This window comes from Stenotrophomonas koreensis (genome assembly GCF_001431525.1).
Classification (GTDB): domain Bacteria; phylum Pseudomonadota; class Gammaproteobacteria; order Xanthomonadales; family Xanthomonadaceae; genus Stenotrophomonas; species Stenotrophomonas koreensis.
Genome location: NZ_LDJH01000002.1, coordinates 49758 through 69831 on the forward strand (window position 1 = coordinate 49758; position 20074 = coordinate 69831).

The following is a 20074-nucleotide window of genomic DNA, read 5'->3' on the forward strand; positions in this document are numbered from 1 at the left end:
GGCCGCGATGCTTTTGCTTTTGTGGGAGCGAGCTTGCTCGCGATGCTTGGCTTGCAGCAGCACTTGCACCGGCCTTTGCTTGCCTCGGTCTGTCGCGCGCAAGCGCGCTCCCACAGGGAAGGGGCAGGTTGTTGCTGTTGTGGGAGCGAGCTTGCTCGCGATGCTTCTGCTCTTTGTGGGAGCGAGCTTGCTCGCGATGTCTGGCCTGCAGCGGCACTTGCACCGGCCTGTACTTGTCCCGGTCTATCGCGCGCAAGCGCGCTCCCGCAGGGGGAGGGCAGGCTGTTGCTGTTGTGGGAGTCAACTGTCTTGATCAGGCAGGTCGTGACATTGATTTTGTGGGAGCGGCCCCGGCCGCGATGCTTTCGCTCTTGTGGCAGCGCGCTCGCCCGGGATGCCAGGCACTCCGGCCAGCGGGCCGCTACAGGCCGGTGGCTCCGGCTTCGGCCGCCAGTGCCAGATAGCGGGCATGCAGCGCGGCGATCGGGGCTTCAAGCTCGACGGGGCTGCCGCTATTGTCGATCACGTCATCGGCCAGGGCCAGGCGGTCGGCACGGCTGGCCTGCGCGTCGATCATCGATTGCGCCAGCGCCGCATCAATCCCGTCGCGGCTCATCAGCCGCTGCAGCTGCACCGCTTCGGGCAGGTCAATGACCAGCACCCGGTCAATCCACGGGTATTGATGGCGCCCGGCCTCGGCAAGCAGCGGAATCGCGGCGATCGCATAGGCACTGTTGGCCTGTTGGCATTGCTGGATCATTGCCGCGCGGATCGCCGGGTGGGTAATGGCTTCCAACGCGCGCCGCGCCTGCGGGTCGGCAAAGACGATGCGACGCAGCGCGGCGCGGTCGAGCTGGCCATCGGCCTGGATCACCCGCGCACCGAAGCGTTCGGCAATGGCGGCCAACGCCGGTTGGCCCGGCGCGACCACATCACGTGCGGCAAGGTCGGCATCGGCCACGGTAATGCCATGGGCCGCAAAGCCATTGCTGACCGCGGTTTTCCCCGCAGCGATGCCACCGGTCAAGCCAATGATGTAATTGCTCATGCAGCCAGCCTCTCGATGGATATTCACCCGCACACACAACCACAGGCACAAGACCTGCAGCAAGGTGATGTTGTTGCAGGAGCGGCCCCGGTCGCGATGCTTTTGCTGTTGTGGGAGCGACCTTGGTCGCGATGCTCTACCAACCCAACCACTTGCCACAGCCATCGCGCGCAAGCGCGCTCCCACCGAAAACCAGGGACTGCCGTTGCTGTTGTGGGAGCGACCTTGGTCGCGATGCTCCACCAGCCCAGCCACTTGCCACAGCCATCGCGCGCAAGCGCGCTCCCACAGAAAACCAGGGACTGCCGTTGCTGTTGTGGGAGCGACCTTGGTCGCGACGCTTTGCCTGCAGCAGCTCTTGCCCCGGCCTGTCGTGCGCAGGCGCGCTCCCACAACAGCCTGCCGCAAACCCCATCCACCCCCGGGCTCAACGGATGCCGCTGATCCGCAGGTAGCCATCCACCAGCTGCTCGCCCCACATGAACACGATCCAGCCGGCGATGGCCAGGTACGGGCCGAACGGGATGGGGGTGCTGTTGTCCTGCTTCTGCAGCCGCAGCCACACGGTGCCAATGATCGCGCCGACCAGCGAGGACAGCAGGATGATCGGCAGCACGCCCTGCCAACCGCACCAGGCGCCGAGGGCCGCCAGTAGCTTGAAATCACCATGGCCCATGCCCTGTTTGCCGGTGAGCTGTTTGTACACCCAGCACACGCTCCACAGCGACAGATAACCCAGCGCCGCACCGATCAACGCCGGTTTGGCCGGCATGTACAGGTTGTCGGTACTGGCGATCAGCCCCAGCCACAGCAGCGGCAGGGTCAGAGAATCGGGCAGGTACTGGGTGCGCAGGTCGATGCCGGACAGGGCCACCAGGAAACAGCTCAGCACGATGGCGCCAAACCCCTGCCAGCCAAAGCCGAACTGCCAGACGCTGGCCACGCAGAGCAGGGCGGTGAGCGCTTCCACCGCCGGGTACTGGATGGAGATCGGCGCGGCGCAGTGGCGGCATTTGCCGCCCTGCACCAGCCAGCTGACCAGCGGGATGTTCTCGTACCAGCTCAGTTTGTGCTTGCAGTGCGGGCAGTGCGAGGGCTCCACCACAATCCCTGGCGGCGGGGGTTCGTACAGCTCGGGCTGCTCCAGCGCCTCGCGTGCCTCGCGCTTCCACGCCCATTCCAGCCGCTTGGGCAGGCGCAGGATCACCACATTGAGAAAGCTGCCGATGAGCAGCCCCAGGCCGGCCGCCAGGGGGTACCCCAGCGCCGGATGCTGGTCGAGAAAAGCCATAAGGTTGGTTACACCACGGAAGCCAGTTTGAAGATGGGCAGGTACATGCCGATCACAATGCTACCAACCAAGCCGCCAATGAACACCATGATCATGGGTTCGATCAGGCTGCTCAGGGCATCGACGGCGTTGTTGACTTCCTGCTCGTAGTACTCGGCCACCTTGTACAGCATTTCATCCAGGGCGCCGGCTTCCTCGCCGATGGCGGTCATCTGGATCACCATGTGCGGGAACAGGTTGACCTGCTTCATCGCCATGTTGACCGGGTAACCGACCGAAACGTCATCGCGCATGCGCAGCACGGCGTTTTCATAGACGTTGTTGCCGGTGGCGCCGGCCACGATGCCCAGCGCCTCCACCAGCGGTACGCCGGCCTTGAAGGTCACCGCGGTGGTGCGCGCAAAGCGGGCAATGGCACTGTTGTTGAGGATGCCGCCGATCACCGGAATCTTCAGCGACACCCTGTCGATGAAGTGGCGCAAGCCGGCCGAGCGTTTGTAGGCAAAGATGAAGCCGATGACAGCAGCGATGGCCATCATCAACAGCCAGACCCCGTAAGCCACCATGAAGTCCGAGCACATCACCAGGAACTTGGTAAAGGCGGGCAGGTCGGCGCCAAAGTCCTTGAAAACCACCTCGAACTGGGGAATCACCCAGATCATCAACAAGGCAGTGACAACGATCGAGACGAAGATCACCATCGCCGGGTAGAACAGCGCCTTCTTGATCTTGCCCTTCAGTGCTTCGATGTTCTCTTTGTAGTTGGCAATGGTGTCCAGCACCGTCTCCAGCACACCGGCACCTTCGCCGGCACGTACCAGGTTGCGGTAGAGGTCATCGAACTGGATGGGATGCTTGCTGATGGCCTCGTACAGCGAGGAGCCGCCCTCGATGTCGGCGCGGATCTGGCCGACCATCTTCTTCATCCGCGGGTTCCTGTGGCCTTCGCCGATGATTTCCAGCGAGCCGACAATGGGCACGCCGGATTTCATCATCGTGGCCATCTGCCGCGAGAAGAAGGCAATGTCCTTGGCGCTGATCTTGGCGCCGGCGGCACCAAACAGCGGCTTGGGCTTGGGCTTGACCTCCGTCGGGGTGATGCCCTTGCGGCGCAGTTCGGCCTTGAGCAGGTTGGCATTCTTGGCCAGGTCCTCCCCCTTCATCACGGTGCCGCGCTTGTCCTTACCCTCCCAGACAAACGGCTGCATCTGGCTGGTGGCACGGTCCACCGGGCCGGTTTTCATTGCGCTGCGACTGACTGCCATGCTGATCTCCCCTGCCAGCCTTCCCCGGGCCGGACAACTTGCGCCATGGTAGCGGCAAACCTGCGCGTTGCGCACCTCGCCAGCCGGCAAAGCGCCACAAAGCGCGGGTGATGGGCGGTTTTATTGGTCAAATTGTGACAGGGTGCGTCAGTTTGCCGCCTGCGACCACCTGGGGAGGCAGCCAAGGCTTCCAATTCCCGCAATACCTGCGATCATTGGCTGCGGGGTTGGAGGGGCGTAACGGGGATCTGGCACGCTTTCTGCTATCCAACTTCCGCACGGAGCTCAGCACCTGTCCGTTGCCGGCCTGGCCGGCGCAGCCCAGGCGCCCGTGTTTTCCGTCCTTACCGATACATGACACTCCTAGGGGATGTACCCATGAAGAAGCAGCAAGGCTTTACCCTGATCGAACTGATGATCGTCGTTGCGATCATCGCCATCCTGGCCGCCATTGCACTGCCGGCCTACCAGGACTACGTTGCACGCTCGCAGGTCTCGGAAGGTGCCACGCTGGCCTCCGGTGCCAAGACTGCTGTGGCTGAGCAGTATGCAAATACAGGTGCTCTTACCGGCATCGATAATACCGCCGCTGGTCTCGCCCCAGCTGGTTCGATTACTGGTAAGTATGTGAGCGGCGTAACCGTGGCTAACGGCATTATTACCGTTGCTTTTAATAAGACTGATACCAGTGCCAAGATTAAGAGTGGTGCGCTGGTTTACACCCCGACTGATCGTGGCGGTTCGATCGAGTGGGCTTGTAACGGTTCTGGTACTACCATTGCTGATAAGTATCTGCCGAGCGCCTGTCGTTAATTAGAAGCGCTTGTTGAAAAAGGCCGCTTTCGCGGCCTTTTTCTTTTTTAAGTCGAAGGCTGGGTATGCGGGTAAAAACGTCTGGCGAACTGTCAATTGGCTGCTTGTGTCTTATTGCCTTGATTTTGATTTTTTTTTGGTGTGGGCTTTATGGCGGTTATATTTTTGATGACTACCCCAACCTGGTGGATGATGCCAGCTGGCGCCTGCAGCAGTGGAGTCTTGCAGGCCTCTGGCAAGTGCTGGCCGGAGGTATCGCCAGTGCCACCGGTCGGCCATTGGCCATGCTCAGTTTTGCCCTCAACCATTTACTCGGTGCGGCAGATGCCTGGGGCTTGAAACTGGGCAATGTTTTACTGCATGCACTCAATACCTGCCTGGCCGCCTTGTTGTTGCGTCAGTTGATAGTGCTTTCCAGGGAGTCGGCGCGTATCGGGCCATGGTGGGTTGCGCTAATTGCAGCCGCTGTCTGGGCGTTGCATCCGTTACAGGTTTCTTCTGTGCTGTATGTTGTGCAGCGTATGGAGGTTGGGGCAGTCACGGGTGTATTGCTCGGACTTCTGGCCTATCTTCGCGCACGCGATGCCATGTGCGCTGGGCAGCGGTTTTGGCCTTGGTACTTGTTGGTGATTGCCTCAGGCTTGTTTGGCTTGGGCTTCAAGGAGACGGCAGTGTTGCTGCCGTTGTATGCACTCTGGCTGGAAATCCTGCTGCTGCATTTCAAAGGACGGGCCGGCAAGTCAATAGGTTGGCTGTATGGCCTGTATGCAGCCGGTACTCTGTTGGCGGTTGTTGTTTATTGTTTCTGGATGCTGCCGCAGTACGCTGGTGTGGAGCGCTTTACCGGCAGAAATTTTGGAACCATAGAGCGTTTGCTCAGTCAAGGTCCGGTATTGGTCATGTACCTGCAGCAGGCCCTGACTGCCTGGCCTGAGCTGCTGCGGTTTTATTATGACGACTACCCGATTTCTTCTGGTCTGCTGGCTCCCTCGATGACCTTGTGGTCATGGCTGGGTTTGTTGGTGCTGGCACTTTCTGCCGCCCTTTTGCGCCGTCGTTTGCCGTTGTATTCCTTGGGGATTGCTTGGTTTTTCAGTGCCCATGTGTTGACCAGCAACATTTTTCCGCTGGAGTTGGCATTCGAACATCGTAACTATTTTGCTTTGTTGGGCTTGGTGTTGTCGGCCGTGGCGTTGGCACTTGCAGCCGGACGCCGGCTGACTGTTGGTGCTGGCCCGGCCTTGGCATTGGTGCTTTTGGCTTATGTCGGCACGATGGGTTGGGTACAAGTGGCCACCTGGGCTGATCCTGGTCGTCTGGCTCTTACCCTGTCCAATCGTGCGCCTGATTCGGAGCGTGCCACCTATGCCTTGGGCCGTCACTTTTACGGTCTGTCTGGCGGTGATGCTGAAAATCCTCTGTGGTCAATGGCGCGCGCCGAATTCGTTCATGCCGCAGCGCTACCGCAAAGCTCACCCTTGGCGGAACAGGCGGTCTTGATCATGGACGCCAAGGCGGGGCGTGCGGACGATGTGGCTATCTGGGATAGTCTCACTGCGAAGCTGCAACGGCGGGAGATGGATGCCCAGATGCTCGGCGCAGTGGAGGGTGTTGTGCAATGCCGTACCAGTGGCGCCTGCCGTTTCAGTGATGACGCGCGTCTGCAGCAGGTATTGCTTGTGGCATTGCAAAAGAATCCTGATTCCTCGCGCCTGCATGCCCGTTATGCTGAGTTCGCCTTCAGTGTGATGGGCGATGATGCGTTGGCAAGAAATCTGCTTCATGAAGCGATACGGCTGGATCCTGAGCAGCCGGTTTTTCATCTGCTCCTGGCCAGGATATTGATTGCCGCAGATGATGCTTCGGAAGAATTGGTTGGGCAGGAGTTGAATACAGCCCTGCAGAGTGCGCAACAGCTTGACGTTCATGGTGAACATGCTGAGGAAATACGGCGTTTGAGGTCGGCTGCAGTGTCCAATTAACGAGGGGGCGTTATGAGGCAGAAGGGGTTCACTTTGATTGAGTTGATGGTGACGGTGGCAATCATCGCGGTGCTTTCCGCCATTGCCTTGCCGGCCTATCAGGATTACGTAGTGCGCGCGCAAGTGGCTGAAGGAATTAATCTTTCCAATGGTGCGCGGATAGCCATTGCTGTTTATTATGGTGACAACGGTGAATTTCCGGCTGATAACGCAACAGCTGGCTTGGCACCGCCAGGGTCTATTGTCGGCAACTATACTGAGTCCGTAACAATTGATGGTGCTGGCAATATCAGTGTTCTGTTTGGTGGCCGAGCCAATGCCAAGTTGCAAGGAAAAACTTTGAGTGTCAGGGCAACTGACAATGGTGGAAGCCTTCGTTGGAGTTGTGGGGGGCTGGATTCAAGGTATGTGCCTTCGATTTGTCGCTGATCCTTCGGTGTAGATTGCTTTTATTGATTGTTCTTTCGACTTTTCAGGTCTATTCGTTTCTGATTGAATTGTTGGATTTTTCGATCGATTCAATTTTTCACTTTGGGTTATTTTTCGTGGTATTGGGGTCTGGTTTTTACTTTCAGGGCCGTGTCTGCCGGAAAAGTTGATTGGAAGATATGAAGGTTTTCTTGGCTGCTACCTCGTACCCGGCTGATGACGCCGACTGGAAGGGCCTGTTCATCCGCAGGATGCTTGAAGGCCTGGACCGCAGGCCGGAACTGGCGCTGCAGGCCTGGTGCCCGCCCGGTCCGCGGCCTGCGGGCGTCAGCCCGGCACTGCAGGGCGACGATGGCGCATGGCTGGCCGCGCTGGCCGGGCGCGGCGGTATAGCCCACCTGCTGCGCCGGCAGCCCTTGCGCGGCGTTCTGGCCGGGCTGTCGCTGGTGCGGCGGCTGCGTCGGGCGCTGCGTGCCAGCGATGCCGAGGTCTTCCACATCAACTGGCTGCAGAACGCGCTGGCCTTGCCCAATGACGGCCGCCCGGCGCTGGTCACGGCGCTGGGCACGGACATGCAGTTGCTGCGCGTGCCGGGCGTGGTCGCTCTACTGCGCCGGCGTTTTGCGCGCCGGGCGGTGGTGCTGTGCCCGAATGCGGACTGGATGGTGCCGGTACTGGAGTCGGCCTTCGGCGACGTAGCGCGCGTTCACTGCATTGCCTTCGGCATCGACCGTGCCTGGTACGAGGCGCCGCGTACGCCCAGCGCGCCGGCGCGCTGGCTGTGCGTGTCGCGGCTCACCGCGGTCAAGCTGGGGCCTTTGTTCGAATGGGCGGCGCCGCTGTTCACCGACGGCAACCGCGAGCTGCACCTGATCGGGCCCCGCCAGGAAAGTGACCTGGTCATCCCGGACTGGGTGCATTTTCATGGCCCGGCCACGCCGGAACAATTGTGCGCGCAGTGGTTTCCACAGGCTGCCGGGCTGCTGTCGCTGAGTACGCATCCGGAAGGTCGCCCACAGGTGATGCTCGAAGCGATGGCGGCCGGATTGCCGATTCTGGCCTCGCGCCTGCCGGCCCACGAGGACCTGATTGCGCACGGTGGCACCGGCTGGATCTGCGATGATGCGGCCGGGTTGGCCGACGGCATCCGCTGGATCGAAGACATGCAGCACAACCACGACATCGGGACGCATGCGCGTCAGGTCGCGCGGGCGCGCTTCGGCGACTGGGATGACTGCGCCTGTCGCTACGCCGCGCAGTACGCACGGCTGCTGCAGGAGCGGCGCCAATGAGCCGGCCAGTACTGGTGCTGGGCGCGTCTGGCTTCATCGGCCGCCAGCTGGTCGAACGCCTGGCCGGCGAGGGTTTTCCGGTACTGGCAGCGACCCGCCAGTCCTGTGGCTTCGACAGCGACCAGGTCGAGAACGTTGTTGCCCCGTTCGTCGAGGCGGCCACGTTCTCGGCATTGCTTGAGCGCTGCGGGGCGGTCGTCCACGCTGCCTCGTCGACGACGCCGGGCAGTAGTACGGCCACGCCGCAGCTGGACGGCAACCTGCGGACCACGCTGGCCCTGCTCGAGGCCCTGCAGGCTGCGCCCGGGCGGCGCCTGCTCTACCTTTCCTCTGCGGGCACCTTGTATGGCGACCGCGATACGCCCGCACAGGAAACCGATCCGTTGCGGCCGCGCTCCTACCATGGCGCCGGCAAGGCAGCGGCCGAACAGTTCCTGCACGCCTGGGCGGCCCAGTACGACGGGACCGCGGTCGTGCTGCGGCCCTCCAACGTGTACGGCCCCGGGCAGACTGCGCGGCAGGGTTTTGCGATCGTGCCGACCGCGATGGATTGCGCAGCCACCGGGCGGACGCTGGAGATCTGGGGAGATGGCACCCAGCTGCGCGACTACCTGCATGTTGCCGATCTGGTTGCGATGTGCCTGCATGCACTGCAGGCGCCATTGCCGTCCGGTTGCCATGTCTTCAACGCGGCCAGCGGCCAGGCAGTCACCCTCAAGACGCTGCTGGAAAGGATCGAACGGGTCAGTGGCCGGGCCATCCAGCGGCGTTATGTCCAGCCACGCATCGCCGATGTCGGCAAGGTGTTGATCAACCCGCAGGCGGCCCGGCAGGCCTTCGGCTGGGAAGCACGGACCGACCTCGACACCGGCCTGGCCCAGACATGGCAGTGGCACCAGACGCAGGCATGAGCACCCGGATCTGCGTTTGCATCGCCAACTACAATGGTGCCGGCCTGCTGCGCGACTGCCTGGACTCGGTGTTTTCCCAGCAGGTGGCGGCCGAGGTAGAGATCATCGTGCATGACGATGCCTCCACCGATACCTCGCTGCAGTTGTTGCGCAGCGAATATCCGTCGGTACGGCTGATCGCCTCGGACAGCAACGTCGGCTTCTGCATTTCCAACAACCGCATGGCCGAAGCGGCCACGGGTGACTACCTGCTGCTGCTCAACAATGATGCCGCGCTGCAACCGGGGGCGCTGGCGGCACTGCTGGCCGAGCAGCAGCGGATCGCCGCAGCGTGCATCCTCACTTTGCCCCAGTACGACTGGGAAAGTGGTGTACTGGTCGACCGTGGCTGCCTGCTCGATCCGTTCTACAACCCGGTGCCCAATCTGTCGCTGGACCGTCACGACGTTGCCTATGTGATCGGTGCCTGTCTGTGGATCCCGCGGACCGTGTGGCAGGAACTGGGAGGCTTCCCTGCAGCGTTCGGCTCGATTGCCGAGGACCTCTACCTCTGCGCTGCGGCGCGCCTGCGCGGCCAAGCAGTGCGCTGCGTCGATGCCAGTGGCTACCGTCACCGCCAAGGGGCAAGCTTTGGCGGCAATCGTGCCGATGGTGGCTTGCGGACCACATATCGACGGCGCGCCTTGAGCGAACGCAACAAGACGTGGGCGATGTTGGCTTGCACCCCGGGATGGGTAGTCTGGCCGCTGCTAGTGCTGCATCTGACACTGTTGCTTGCGGAAGGCGCAATCGTCTCTCTGGTGCAGATGGATGCGCGCCTCTGGCAGGAGGTGTACCGCCCGATCGTTCCGAGCTTGCTTGTCCCAAATGCGCAGTGGAAGGGGTTGCGGATACGCCTGCAGGCGAGCAGGCGCACGACCCAGCGTCGCTGGTGGCGTGTCTTCATCTTGACGCCTCGCAAGCTCACGCTGCTGTGGCGTTACGGCATGCCCACGCTGCGCTGAGACTCAGTCTGGCTTGCGGAACAGGAAGAACGGCTCGGCCGGGTTGACGCCTACTTCGCGTGGGTTTGCATCCGGCAGCAATTCTTCGTGTCGGCGCACCTGCGACTTGAACCCCGCATCGATGATGCGCTGGAAGATGTCGCGGCCGTACAGGCGTACGTGGTCTTCCTGGCCGTGTGCGTGCAGCCTTGCCTGGTCGCTGTCGATGCCGGGATCGGACCAGGTTTTGTGCAGCTTGCGGCTGTAGGGGGTCTGCAGGACTGCGTAGCCGCCCGGGGCGAGGATGCGGAACAGCTCGGACAGTGCCTTGCCGTCGTCGGCCACGTGCTCCAGCACGTGGTTGGCGATGACCAAGTCGATCGAACCGGAGGCGATGTCCATGTTCAGCATGTCCGTCCGTCGCACCTGCGGTGACTGTGGGTAGAGATCGCAGGCGGTGTAACTGGCCGGACCGGCCTCCTGCAGCCAGCGCGGCAACCGCTTCTCGGGCGCAAAGTGGAGGATGGACTTACCCTTGATCCACTCCAGCAGGCCGCTGGCGCGCAGGTAGAGGAGCAGGTGGCGTTCGCGGTCATGGGCTCCGCAGCGCGGGCATTCGAAGTGGTCCACGTCGCTACCGACGACCTCCAGCGCATGCATCAGTGGCGCCACTCCGCGCGAACCGTTGCGGTAGGGCATGAAGCGCCATATACGGTGGTCGCACAGCGCGCAATGGCGCCGGCCGCCGGGAATCCAGCCGGCAATGGCGTAGGACAGGATCTTGCGAAGTTGCAGGGCCATGTGCTTTCCGGATCAGTGACGATAGAGGACGTTACGCCGGTACCCGGCAAATGGCAGTCGCGCGGCCAGCATTTTCGCCGACATCCGGGCGATGTTCCATGCCACCAAGCAGCTGGTGTGAAGGGTGCCATAGGGCGAGGCAGAGTAGACCCGCGTTGCCCATGAACGCAGAAGGGTCATGTCATGTATGCGCACTGCGCGGAAAAACACCCGGCGCAGGAAATCAGCCAGTCCACGAGCGTAGTCGCCATCACTGATGGCCTTGCGTTGAACGCTTTCGATTGCTTGCCAGTAGAGCTCGCGTACCTTTTCATTGCTGGCGGCCACCATCGAACCGCTGTTGCCAGTACGGTAGGCAGCCAGTGGCTCGCCGATGTGGATCAGCGGGCCATGCCGGGCCAGTACCAAATGGATCTGGTAATCGATGTATTCGTGTTTGATGGCCAGCAGGTGCGTGGCCAGCTCAGCGCGGTACAGCATCGTGCTGGTGTTGAGGCAGTTGCCGTGCCGCAGCAGGGCGGCAAGGTCGAGTACCGCATCGCCCAAGTCATTGAACAACCCGGTTGGCTGGTCATCCGCGCTGATCGTGCAGGCATTGCTGTACACCGCGGCATGGTCCGGATGCTGGCGCATCAGTGCGACCTGGCGCGCCAGCTTTCCCGGCAGCCAGTAGTCATCGCCGTCGAGCTGGGCGAATAAGCTGCCGCGTGCGACGCGTAGCAGACGCAGATAGTTTTGGTAGGCGCCGACGTTGTTGTCGGCGGTGATGATGCGGACCAGAGATGGAAATCGTTGCTGCATGGCAAGGGCGACCTGCAGACTGTCATCATTCGAACAGTCTTCTCCCACCAGGACCTCGAACTCGAAATCCACCTGCTGGGAAACCGCGCTCTCGATGGTCCTGGCTAGAAAGGGGGCATGGTTGTAGGCCAGTATCAGCACGCTCACCACTGGCTTGGCCACCAGCTTCGTGGCGTCGGAGTGTTCGATCGTCCGAGCGATGGTGGAGGTTTCAGGCGTCGTCACTCACTTGCTCCCGCTGGTAGGAAAGACCAGGCCCTTGGCATCACGCCAGGCATTGGTTCGCATGCCGGCCATCAGGGCCAGGTAGGCCAGTCCGCCAAGCCCGCCGAGGACCATGAGTCTGGGCAGAGGGGCGGCTTCCCAGCCCTGAGACAGGACCGCAACCGCGCCGATGATGATGGTGGAGCAGAGAATCGGTGGGTAGGCATCACGCAACTGGGCCAGCATGCCATAGCCAAGTAGTTGCCTGGAGTAGTACACATTAATCCACAGCCCCAGCAGGGAATGGGTCAGTTGGGAACAGGCCAGGCCAAGTACGCCGTACTGCAGGCCGACCAGCATGAAGATGATGCCGGTGGCCTTCTTGACCAGCTCGAGACGGAACATCAGCCGTGCATGGCCCTGGGCCATCAGCGTGTGCAGGTTGATCATGTGCAGTGGATGGAGCAAGCCGGCCAAGGCCAGTACCTGCAGCAACGGAACCGCCGGTCCCCATTGCGGGCCGTAGAGCAGGGCAACGATCGGCTCGGCCAAGGCTGCCAGTGCCAGCATTGCCGGAGCGTAGCCGAGCATCATCACCCTGATCGAGAACTGCATGCCACGGCGCAGTAGCTGCTGGTTGTTTTGTGCCCGCGAAAACAGGGGCAGGGCCACGCGTGCGACCAAGCTGTTCATCAGCGAGGCTGGCAACTGCCGGGTGTTCTCTGCGAAAGCGTAGTGCCCCAGCGGCACCGACCCCAGCCCCTTGCCGATCAGCAGGGTGTACAGGCGGATGTAAACCGTCTCCATCAACTGCGATGCCAGATGGTAGCCGCCGAAGCTGCCGAGCTTGCGTACGGATGACCAGCGGAATACCCGCGTGGGGCGCCAGGGGTGAAGGCACCAGAGCAGTAGGGTCGTTATTGCGGCCATGCTGACAATCTGTGTGGCAAGGGCCCAGATGCCCGCACCCTGCAATGCCAAGGTGATGGCTATGGCGCCCGATGCGATGGCACCGATCCCTCCGGCAATTGCCTGGGTCCGGAAGTCGAGCTTCTTGGTGAGCAGTGCGAAGTGGATCGAGCCGCAGGCACCGGCCAGCACCGCAACGGCAACGAGAACGGCGAACATCGTCAGCCGAGGTTCGTTGAAGAACATCGCCAGTGCTGGGCCAAGGCAGGCCAGCGCAACTGCGAGCGCGATACCGAGGGCGAGATTGCACCAGAACACGGTAGACTCATCGGCATGATCGGTGTCCTGGCGCTGGGTAAGGGCAGTCGAGAACCCACCATCGGCCAGCACTCCGGCCAGCGCCACGAAGACCGCGAGCATGGCCGCCACGCCAAAATCGGCCGGGGACAGCAGGCGGGCGAGCACCAGCGTGGCGGCGAACTGGAAGCCTTGGCGGGAAAGGGCATCGCCAGCGCTCCACAATGACGCACGCAGGGCCTGGCGCTTCATCTCAACACCATCCCTTCACGATGACAGATCGTACCCCGAAGACTACAAGTGGAAACCGCATGAAACTCGAGCGCATTGTGGAACTGGCGTTGCGCAAGGACGGCTTGCCGGCAGCTGCAGCGGCAGCGGCAGCGATCCTGGGTGGGAAGTGTGTGCGGCGTTATGCCTTGGGCAAGAATCCGGAAACCCTTGCACTGCATATGCTGGCCCCGTTGGATGGAGTAATCGACGACCACTGTGGCGAAGGGGAGAGCTGGCACGGAATTCCCGTATTACGAACGGCTGAAGCCGACAAGGCTGCTGGGGTAGTCAGTTGCTCGACCTCGATCCAGCCGGTGGCCGCAATCGACCACCTGCGGGCTGCGGGCTTCAAGTATGCCGCAAGCTTTGCCGGCGTTGTGCGGGCTGCGGGCGGAGCACTGCAGTGGCCAGGTTTCGTCAGCTCCCAGCGTGCGGAGCTGGCCGCGCATTTGCCGGAATGGCAGGCGATCCATGATGGGCTGGCCGATGAGGAATCCCGGCAGACCCTGCGCGATCTGCTTGGTTTCCGTCTCAGCGCCGACCCGGAGTGCATGCGGGGGTACTCCGTGCGCCTTGCTGAGCAGTACTTCGAGGATTTCATGCATTACACAGGCGAGGTCTTCGTCGATGCCGGTGGTTATGACGGCGATACCACCGAAGCGTTCGCGGCACGCTATCCTGACTACCGCAAGGTGTTGTTCTTCGAGCCTTCCGCACGCAACATGGCGGCGGCGCGAGCCAGGCTGGCGCAACTGCGCGACGTGGAGTTCTTCCCCCTCGGCCTGTCCGATGCGAGGGAACAGCTGCGCTTCAACCCGGCAAGCGGGTCGGCGTCCGCTGTTTCGGAATCCGGCAGCGAGCAGATGTAATGACCCACCGGTTTCTGCTCAGGTCATGCGGTTAATGTAGCGGCGTAGGCCGCGTCTGGGGTCATCATCTTCAGCGCCTGGTGCGGTCTCTGGCGGTTGTAAAACGCAATCCAGTCGCCGATCACGCGCAGAGCGTGCACTTGGCTCTCGAAACGATGCCGGTGCACGCACTGCTCCTTCAGCGTGCGGATCACGCGTTCCACCATTCCGTTCTGCTGCGGGCAGTGCGGGGTGATGAACTCCTGCTGCAGGCCATAACTGCGTACCAGCCGCGTGTAGTCGCGGCTGGTAAAGACCAGGCCATTGTCCGAGCGCAGCAGGAAGGGCTCACTCACCCGGCCCAATGTGCCAAAGCGGGTGATCAGCGCCTGCTCCAGTGCCGCTGAGGCCGTACTGGCCTTGCCGGTGCGCGACAGGTGCCAACCCAGCAGCTGCCGGGTGTGGCAGTCGATTACCAGGGCCAGACTCAACCAGCCGTCCTTGCCGCCCCAGACACGGCACAGATCGGTTGCCCAGCGCTGGTTCGGCGCTGCGGCCACCGAGGGCAATGCCTGTATCCGTGGACGCCGGCCAATGGGACGCTTGCGCACCTGCCAGCCCTTGAGTTGGAAGATTCGCTGCACGGTGTTCTTGTTCATCCCAAGCAACGCGGCCACGGTGCGGTAGCCAAACGAGGGCTCCTGCTCGATCAGCTGCTTGATCGGCTCGGCAAGCTCCGGGCGAACCCGCGCCGGCTGCTTGGTCTGGTGGTAATACACCGTGCGTCTTGCCACGCCGAACCACCGGCACAACTTGGTCATCGGCACCACCACGCCTTCTTCCTGCAACCCCTGCTGGATCGAGAGCATCAGCTCTCGTCCTTCCCCAGCAGGGAGGCCAGCTTTTTTCGGGCGCGGATCTCCAGCATCGCCTCACCGTAGGCCTCCTGCAGCTCCTTGAGCTGGCGCTCGTACTGCTCGCGCACGTCCTCTGGCTTGGCCCGCAGCGCGTTCTCCATGCCCCGCTTGCCATCCTCGACCCAGCTTTCGATCTCGGCGGGTGTCAGATCGAACTGCCTGCTGGCTGCTGCAACGGTCGTCTTGCCCTGGATGATTTCAAGGACCAGCGCCGACTTGCGCCGGGCGGTCCAACGCTTGATCTCTTCTTCCATCACTACGCTCATCGGTGTCTCCTTCGGAGGTTGTAACACCTGAGCAGGAATTCAGTGGGTCGTTACACAGATCTGCTGCGACACTCTCGATGCGGTGGTGGAAGAGCCCGTTTCCTTCGTCAAAATGGATCTGGAGGGCTGGGAAATGCCTGCCCTGCGCGGTGCGGGCGGGCACATAGCCAAGGGCCGGCCGAAGCTGGCGATTGCCGTCTATCACAATGCCGAAGACCTGCGGCTGGTCTACGAGTTCGTCACCGCCTTCGGCCATGGCTACCGCACCTACCTGAGGCACTACACACAGGGCTGGTCAGAGACCGTGCTGTTCTTCTGTTGAAGGACGGCCCGGTCGGATGATCAGGCCGGGCTGGCGTAACAGTCGACCACCGTGTACAGCTCACGCCGCAGTGCGCACTGGTAGAGGTCCGCCAGCGCCTCCGGATTGGGTTCGATGCAGAAGATCACGGCAATCCTGCCAGCCGGGCTGGGATGGAGCCGGTCACCGATCAAGCCAAGTGAAACCCAGCGCTCGATTGCCAGCGGTCGCCTGAAGCTGACGTGGGCCAGGTTTTGCGCTGTCGGTACGGTGATCGTGTGGCGCAAGACCGGCCGCGACGGTCCCATTGCTCTGGCGCTGATCTGCTGGCCGAGGAACGGTTGTGCATAGGCCTCGGCATATGGGAATCCCGTGGACAGCTCGATCAACTGGCTGTAGAGGTCGCCCGGGCAGCGCCGGGTCGCCTCAATCAACCGGACCCCATCCTTGCCGGCGATGAACTGCGTGTGCACCAGACCATCGACTAGGTCGAGCTCGGCGGCGAGTGTTTCGATGTGCTGCCGCAGGGTCTGCAGGAGGATGGATTCGTCCTGCAATACATGGCTGGTGTCCACCACGAACGGATTCGCTGAGCCGTCTTCCCGCACCATGAAGTCTTGGATGACCCGTTGCCCGCAGATGAAGGCCGAGTGGCTGTAGAGCTGCCCTTCCACGTATTCCTCGAGCAGGAACTCGCCGCTGGGTGAAATGCTGCGGGCATGCTCGATGGCCTTGGCCATCTCCGCGCCGGAGGATTCGCGGATCACGGTTATCCCCTTGCCGCTGAAGGCATCGACCGGTTTGACGATCAGTGGACTGCCCCGCACCGCTTCTGGATCCGTGAACACCTGCGGCACTGGCAGGTCGAGGCGTGCGGCGACCTCGCGAAAGCGGGCCTTGTGGTTGATTGCCTCCATGGCATGCGGCGCATCGATGCCGGGAAAGCGGTCGCGGCCAGCCGCCACGCACGATGCGTAAGAGCGGTCGGTGCAGCCGGGGACAATGAAGTCAAAGCCCTGAGCGTCGATCAGCGCGGCTAGAGCGGTGGTGTCCGAGTAGTCCAGCTGCCAGTATCTGGAGGCGGCCTTGGCCAGGCAATCCCGGGGATTGCCGCCGACCACATGCACCTCGTGGCCGGCGCTCTGCAGCGCCTGGTAGATTGGGGTCGCGGAAAAGTTGGTGTCGACGAGCAGTACCTTCGCCACGTCATATGCCTCAGGTGTAGACGAGAGTATGCGTTGCCGCCGAGCGCGCAATGGCTTCGGTGATTTCCAGGTTCCGGAGACCGTCGGCAGCGGAAACCAGCGGTGTGGCATTGCCCCGGATCACCTCTACAAAATGCTGCAACTGGCAGGCCAGGGGTTCCTGCCGCTCAATGTCGAGCTGTTCCTCCTCGAAGGGCTCCCACCACGAGGATTCGACACCCTCGCCGTAGTGCTTCAGGCGGAAGGTGGGTACGGCCAGTGACCCGCGGGTGCCTGCGATGAAGTAGCAGTCTTCGTCGGGATAACTGGGATAGGCAGGGTTTTCCCGAGAGGTCTGCTCCCAGCTCCGGGCAGCAGCGGCGGTATCCGAGAGCAGGAAGGTGCCGAGTACGCCATTGGCGAACATCAGGTTGATGGCTACGGTGTCTTCCACCGCATAGCCGCGAACCGCCGAGGAGGCCAGTGCCTGTACGGCAGTGATTTCGCCGCACAGGCTGCGCAGGTTGCCGACTTCGTGGATCAGGTTGATCAGGATGGGGCCGCCTCCCGGCTGGGTACGCCAGGGGCCGGCGGCAAAGTAGCTGGACGGTTTGTAGAACTGAGCGCTGCCAATCACCGAGACCAAACGGCCCAGACGCCCTGACTGGATGATCGAACGAGCTTGGGCAAGCACGGGGCTGTAGGTGCGATGGTGTCCCACCAGAACCTTGGCTCCGCGACGCTCTGCCATATCCGCCAGCATCGTGCCTTCGTGCACCGATGCGGTGATCGGCTTCTCGATCAGGACGGGGATCCCAGCCTCAATGCAGAGCCTTGCCTGTTCGGCATGGAAGGCATTTGGCGAGGAAATGATCACTCCATCCACTGCCATCCGATCGAGGCAGGTTGCCAGCTCGTGGAATATCGGAACGCTGTTGTCTAGTGCCAACTGATGGTTCGGGGCATGGTCGGGGGCGACGATGGCGACCAGCTCGCAATCCGGGTTTTCCCTGATCAGGCGGATGTGTTGTTTGCCGATCAGACCAGGGCCCACTACCGTGAATTTCAGTTTGCTCATGCCGGTACCTGCATGGTACTGCTGCTGGATGCGCAAGGCTTGCCTGCCAGAATGCGCAGCAGATCGGCGATCACGTCGATGGCGTCTTCGCCCAGTCCACTGGGAAGCACGACAAGCCGCTCGGCAGCTGCCTCGGTATTCGGCAACAACAGACCAGCATGAGGAAACAGGTCGCGATAGGGTTGCATTCGATGGCAGCCGGGCCAGAAGTACCGACGTGCCAGCACATTCTCGGCATGCAGTGCGTCGATGGTGTCGTCGCGGGATGTCGGGAAGGTGTCATCGATTTCCAGCACCACGTAGTGATGGCTGTTGTGCTCGGTAGGGTCGTATTCGAGAAGGGTGACGCCGGGTATGCCATCAAGCGCATGCCGGTAAGCGGCATGGGTGCGGCGGTTGGCCTCGAAAATGGCTTCCAGTGACTCCAGATTGCTCAGCCCCATGGCCGCGCAGACCTCGATCATCTTGCCATTGGTGCCGGGGTGGACGACGTTGTCATAGCCCTTGAAGCCAAAGTTGCGCATCAGCCGCATGGCTTCGGCCAGTTCATCGTCGTTGGTGGTGACCGCACCGCCTTCCATGGTGTTGAAGGCCTTGGTGGCGTGGAAGCTGAAGACCTCGCAGGCGCCGAAGTTGCCGATGCTGCGTCCCTGGTGGGTGCTGCCGAAAGCGTGGGCGGCGTCGAACATCAGCTTGAGCCCGTGTTCGTCGGCGATGGCCTGCAGCTCGTTGACGGGGGCTGCGCGGCCCCACAGGTGGACGCCGATGATCCCGCTGGTGCGAGGGGTGATCATGCGCCGTACTGCAGCCGGGTCCAGGTTGTGGGTGTCCGGGTCGATGTCGGCGAACACCGGCGTGATGCCCTGCCAATAGAGTGCATGGGCGGTGGCAACGAAGGTCCAGGAGGGCACGATGACCTCGCCGCTCAGCCCCAGCGCACGAATGGCGATTTCCAGCGCGATGGTGCCGTTGCACATCGCGATGCAGTGCCTGACGTCGAGCTGCTTGGCGATCCGGCGCTCGAACTCCTGCACCATCGGCCCGTTGTTGGTGAGCCATTGGTTGTCCAGGACGGTTTCGACCCGGTCGAGGAAGCCCTGCCGGTTGCAGATGTTCGGGCGGCCGACGTGCAGGGGAGCGTCGAAGGCCGGCGCGGCGCCATTGATTGCCAGGTCCTGCGGGCTGCGGATGGTCTTCATGGGGTTCAGGAGTCACGCCGATACGTCAAATTGGTGATCTGCTCGGAAATCAGCCCGATCAGAAAAATGATTACTGCCGCGCTGAACAGCAGGGTGCTCATGTTGGTGAGCCGATGCTGGGTGGCAAAGGTGTAGCCGTAATAGCCCAGACCGGTGAGGAAAAACAGGGCGGCGACCGGGGCAAACAGTTTCATCGGCGCATACAGGGTGGCGATCTTGAAAATGATCAGCAAAAAGCGCAGGCCGTCCTTGAGCGGGCGGATGTGGCTGCCGTTGCCGACCCGCTTGGCCACCGGGATGGGTACATAGGCCACCGGGTAGGCGCTGCGGAAAAACGCCATGGTGCTGGTGGTGGGGTAGCTGAAACCGTTGGGCAGCAGGTGCAGGAATTCCCGGAAGCGCTCGGCACGCACGGCGCGGAAGCCGGAGGTCAGGTCGTCGATGCGGTGGCCGGTCATGTGGCTGGCCAGCCGGTTGTAGAAGGCATTGGCCAGGCCGCGGTGGAAGTTGGCCTGGCCGCTGGCATCGCGTGCGCCCACGACCATGTCGTAGCCCTGGTCCAGCTTGTCCAGCAGCGCCTGGATATGCGCGGCGTTGTGCTGGCCGTCGGCATCCATGAACACCAGCACCTGGCCGCTGGCCGCCCGCGCGCCGCGTTTGATGGCCGCACCGTTGCCCATCGAATACGGGTTGCTGATCACCGTGGCGCCATGGTCGTGGGCGATCTGCGCGGTGGCGTCGGTTGAACCATCGTTGACGACGATGATCTGCGCCTGCGGATAGGCGCTGCGCAGCCCGGGCAGGGTGCGCTGCAGGCCCTCGGCCTCGTTCTTGGCCGGCAGGATGATGCTCAGGTGGTGCACGCTGGTTACCTTCAAATTCCCCGCCGCCATGTTACCTGCGCCGGGCCGGCCGTGGGCGTGCGCGCGGTCGCCAAAGCAGGCTTTGGGGCTGCCAGCACGGGCCGCTTGCGGTAACCTGT

20 protein-coding genes are annotated in these 20074 nt (G+C 62.3%); 8 read left to right on the plus strand and 12 right to left on the minus strand.

Annotation, left to right across the window (positions count from 1 at the left end):
• Positions 1 to 421: 421 nt before the first annotated feature.
• The 3 genes from coaE to ABB25_RS00530 form a co-directional block, all read right to left on the minus strand.
• On the minus strand, positions 422 to 1048 hold the full coding sequence (coaE, locus tag ABB25_RS00520; RefSeq protein WP_057662150.1) for a dephospho-CoA kinase: 627 nt from the start codon (positions 1046 to 1048) through the stop codon (positions 422 to 424).
• Positions 1049 to 1475: 427 nt separating this feature from the next.
• Positions 1476 to 2339 (minus strand): prepilin peptidase, encoded by an 864-nt coding sequence (locus ABB25_RS00525; protein WP_057662152.1) that lies wholly within the window; start codon positions 2337 to 2339, stop codon positions 1476 to 1478.
• Positions 2340 to 2347: 8 nt separating this feature from the next.
• A complete protein-coding gene (locus ABB25_RS00530; protein ID WP_057662155.1) occupies positions 2348 to 3604 on the minus strand; it encodes a type II secretion system F family protein in 1257 nt (418 codons plus the stop codon).
• Positions 3605 to 3982: 378 nt separating this feature from the next.
• Between ABB25_RS00530 and ABB25_RS00535 the strand changes: the two genes are divergently transcribed.
• The 6 genes from ABB25_RS00535 (at position 3983) to ABB25_RS00555 (ending at position 10035) form a co-directional block, all read left to right on the plus strand.
• Positions 3983 to 4417, plus strand: a complete 435-nt coding sequence (locus ABB25_RS00535) for a pilin (RefSeq protein ID WP_057662158.1) — start codon at positions 3983 to 3985, stop codon at positions 4415 to 4417.
• A 65-nt stretch (positions 4418 to 4482) separates the two neighbouring features.
• Positions 4483 to 6399, plus strand: coding sequence for a tetratricopeptide repeat protein (locus tag ABB25_RS00540; RefSeq protein ID WP_152980854.1), 1917 nt, complete (start codon positions 4483 to 4485; stop codon positions 6397 to 6399).
• A 12-nt stretch (positions 6400 to 6411) separates the two neighbouring features.
• Positions 6412 to 6828, plus strand: coding sequence for a pilin (locus tag ABB25_RS14110; RefSeq protein ID WP_083488026.1), 417 nt, complete (start codon positions 6412 to 6414; stop codon positions 6826 to 6828).
• Between the two features lie 179 nt (positions 6829 to 7007).
• Positions 7008 to 8120: a glycosyltransferase family 4 protein gene (locus ABB25_RS00545; protein WP_057662163.1), complete on the plus strand. Its 1113-nt coding sequence runs from the start codon at positions 7008 to 7010 to the stop codon at positions 8118 to 8120.
• Positions 8117 to 9031, plus strand: a complete 915-nt coding sequence (locus ABB25_RS00550; RefSeq protein ID WP_057662165.1) for an NAD-dependent epimerase/dehydratase family protein — start codon at positions 8117 to 8119, stop codon at positions 9029 to 9031. Before ABB25_RS00545 ends, ABB25_RS00550 begins: the two co-directional genes overlap by 4 nt.
• Positions 9028 to 10035 (plus strand): glycosyltransferase family 2 protein, encoded by a 1008-nt coding sequence (locus ABB25_RS00555; RefSeq protein ID WP_244477718.1) that lies wholly within the window; start codon positions 9028 to 9030, stop codon positions 10033 to 10035. Before ABB25_RS00550 ends, ABB25_RS00555 begins: the two co-directional genes overlap by 4 nt.
• A gap of 3 nt (positions 10036 to 10038) precedes the next feature.
• On the opposite strand, the gene ABB25_RS00560 is transcribed toward ABB25_RS00555, so the two are convergent.
• The 3 genes from ABB25_RS00560 to ABB25_RS00570 are packed head-to-tail and all read right to left on the minus strand — an operon-like array spanning position 10039 to position 13278.
• Positions 10039 to 10815: a class I SAM-dependent methyltransferase gene (locus ABB25_RS00560; RefSeq protein WP_057662170.1), complete on the minus strand. Its 777-nt coding sequence runs from the start codon at positions 10813 to 10815 to the stop codon at positions 10039 to 10041.
• Between the two features lie 12 nt (positions 10816 to 10827).
• On the minus strand, positions 10828 to 11841 hold the full coding sequence (locus ABB25_RS00565) for a glycosyltransferase (protein WP_057662173.1): 1014 nt from the start codon (positions 11839 to 11841) through the stop codon (positions 10828 to 10830).
• Positions 11842 to 13278 (minus strand): lipopolysaccharide biosynthesis protein, encoded by a 1437-nt coding sequence (locus ABB25_RS00570; RefSeq protein WP_057662176.1) that lies wholly within the window; start codon positions 13276 to 13278, stop codon positions 11842 to 11844.
• Between the two features lie 59 nt (positions 13279 to 13337).
• Here ABB25_RS00570 and ABB25_RS00575 point away from each other — a divergent pair, with 59 nt between their 5' ends.
• Positions 13338 to 14168, plus strand: a complete 831-nt coding sequence (locus ABB25_RS00575; RefSeq protein ID WP_057662180.1) for a hypothetical protein — start codon at positions 13338 to 13340, stop codon at positions 14166 to 14168.
• 23 nt (positions 14169 to 14191) lie between these two features.
• Here the strand turns inward: ABB25_RS00575 and ABB25_RS00580 are convergent, their stop codons facing one another.
• Both ABB25_RS00580 and ABB25_RS00585 read right to left on the minus strand, forming a co-directional pair.
• Positions 14192 to 15016: an IS3 family transposase gene (locus ABB25_RS00580; protein WP_160319380.1), complete on the minus strand. Its 825-nt coding sequence runs from the start codon at positions 15014 to 15016 to the stop codon at positions 14192 to 14194.
• The gene (locus ABB25_RS00585) at positions 15016 to 15330 is read right to left on the minus strand and encodes a DUF1153 domain-containing protein (protein ID WP_057662187.1); all 315 of its coding nucleotides are present in this window, start codon (positions 15328 to 15330) and stop codon (positions 15016 to 15018) included. The genes ABB25_RS00580 and ABB25_RS00585 overlap by 1 nt, the downstream gene beginning before the upstream one ends.
• 58 nt (positions 15331 to 15388) lie before the next feature.
• On the opposite strand from ABB25_RS00585, the gene ABB25_RS00590 reads away from it, so the two are divergent.
• Entirely contained in the window at positions 15389 to 15652 is a 264-nt protein-coding gene (locus tag ABB25_RS00590) for an FkbM family methyltransferase (RefSeq protein ID WP_338062024.1), read from the plus strand.
• Between the two features lie 20 nt (positions 15653 to 15672).
• On the opposite strand, the gene ABB25_RS00595 is transcribed toward ABB25_RS00590, so the two are convergent.
• From ABB25_RS00595 to ABB25_RS00610, 4 genes are read right to left on the minus strand one after another with little or no spacing between them, the layout of a single operon-like run.
• Positions 15673 to 16836 carry an ATP-grasp domain-containing protein gene (locus tag ABB25_RS00595; RefSeq protein ID WP_057662192.1) on the minus strand — a complete coding sequence of 388 codons (1164 nt, stop codon included), beginning with the start codon at positions 16834 to 16836 and terminating at the stop codon, positions 15673 to 15675.
• A gap of 10 nt (positions 16837 to 16846) precedes the next feature.
• Positions 16847 to 17893 carry a Gfo/Idh/MocA family protein gene (locus ABB25_RS00600; protein WP_057662537.1) on the minus strand — a complete coding sequence of 349 codons (1047 nt, stop codon included), beginning with the start codon at positions 17891 to 17893 and terminating at the stop codon, positions 16847 to 16849.
• On the minus strand, positions 17890 to 19092 hold the full coding sequence (locus ABB25_RS00605) for an aminotransferase class I/II-fold pyridoxal phosphate-dependent enzyme (protein ID WP_057662195.1): 1203 nt from the start codon (positions 19090 to 19092) through the stop codon (positions 17890 to 17892). Before ABB25_RS00605 ends, ABB25_RS00600 begins: the two co-directional genes overlap by 4 nt.
• 5 nt (positions 19093 to 19097) lie before the next feature.
• Positions 19098 to 19955 (minus strand): glycosyltransferase family 2 protein, encoded by an 858-nt coding sequence (locus ABB25_RS00610; RefSeq protein ID WP_057662540.1) that lies wholly within the window; start codon positions 19953 to 19955, stop codon positions 19098 to 19100.
• Positions 19956 to 20074: the final 119 nt, after the last annotated feature.

Bases quoted from the DNA above. Each gene is read 5' to 3' on its own strand.
- coaE (WP_057662150.1), bottom strand. From the start codon at position 1,048: ATGAGCAATTACATCATTGGCTTGACCGGTGGCATCGCTGCGGGGAAA.
- ABB25_RS00525 (WP_057662152.1), bottom strand. From the start codon at position 2,339: ATGGCTTTTCTCGACCAGCATCCGGCGCTGGGGTACCCCCTGGCGGCC.
- ABB25_RS00530 (WP_057662155.1), bottom strand. From the start codon at position 3,604: ATGGCAGTCAGTCGCAGCGCAATGAAAACCGGCCCGGTGGACCGTGCC.
- ABB25_RS00535 (WP_057662158.1), top strand. From the start codon at position 3,983: ATGAAGAAGCAGCAAGGCTTTACCCTGATCGAACTGATGATCGTCGTT.
- ABB25_RS00540 (WP_152980854.1), top strand. From the start codon at position 4,483: ATGCGGGTAAAAACGTCTGGCGAACTGTCAATTGGCTGCTTGTGTCTT.
- ABB25_RS14110 (WP_083488026.1), top strand. From the start codon at position 6,412: ATGAGGCAGAAGGGGTTCACTTTGATTGAGTTGATGGTGACGGTGGCA.
- ABB25_RS00545 (WP_057662163.1), top strand. From the start codon at position 7,008: ATGAAGGTTTTCTTGGCTGCTACCTCGTACCCGGCTGATGACGCCGAC.
- ABB25_RS00550 (WP_057662165.1), top strand. From the start codon at position 8,117: ATGAGCCGGCCAGTACTGGTGCTGGGCGCGTCTGGCTTCATCGGCCGC.
- ABB25_RS00555 (WP_244477718.1), top strand. From the start codon at position 9,028: ATGAGCACCCGGATCTGCGTTTGCATCGCCAACTACAATGGTGCCGGC.
- ABB25_RS00560 (WP_057662170.1), bottom strand. From the start codon at position 10,815: ATGGCCCTGCAACTTCGCAAGATCCTGTCCTACGCCATTGCCGGCTGG.
- ABB25_RS00570 (WP_057662176.1), bottom strand. From the start codon at position 13,278: ATGAAGCGCCAGGCCCTGCGTGCGTCATTGTGGAGCGCTGGCGATGCC.
- ABB25_RS00575 (WP_057662180.1), top strand. From the start codon at position 13,338: ATGAAACTCGAGCGCATTGTGGAACTGGCGTTGCGCAAGGACGGCTTG.
- ABB25_RS00580 (WP_160319380.1), bottom strand. From the start codon at position 15,016: ATGCTCTCGATCCAGCAGGGGTTGCAGGAAGAAGGCGTGGTGGTGCCG.
- ABB25_RS00585 (WP_057662187.1), bottom strand. From the start codon at position 15,330: ATGAGCGTAGTGATGGAAGAAGAGATCAAGCGTTGGACCGCCCGGCGC.
- ABB25_RS00600 (WP_057662537.1), bottom strand. From the start codon at position 17,893: ATGAGCAAACTGAAATTCACGGTAGTGGGCCCTGGTCTGATCGGCAAA.
- ABB25_RS00605 (WP_057662195.1), bottom strand. From the start codon at position 19,092: ATGAAGACCATCCGCAGCCCGCAGGACCTGGCAATCAATGGCGCCGCG.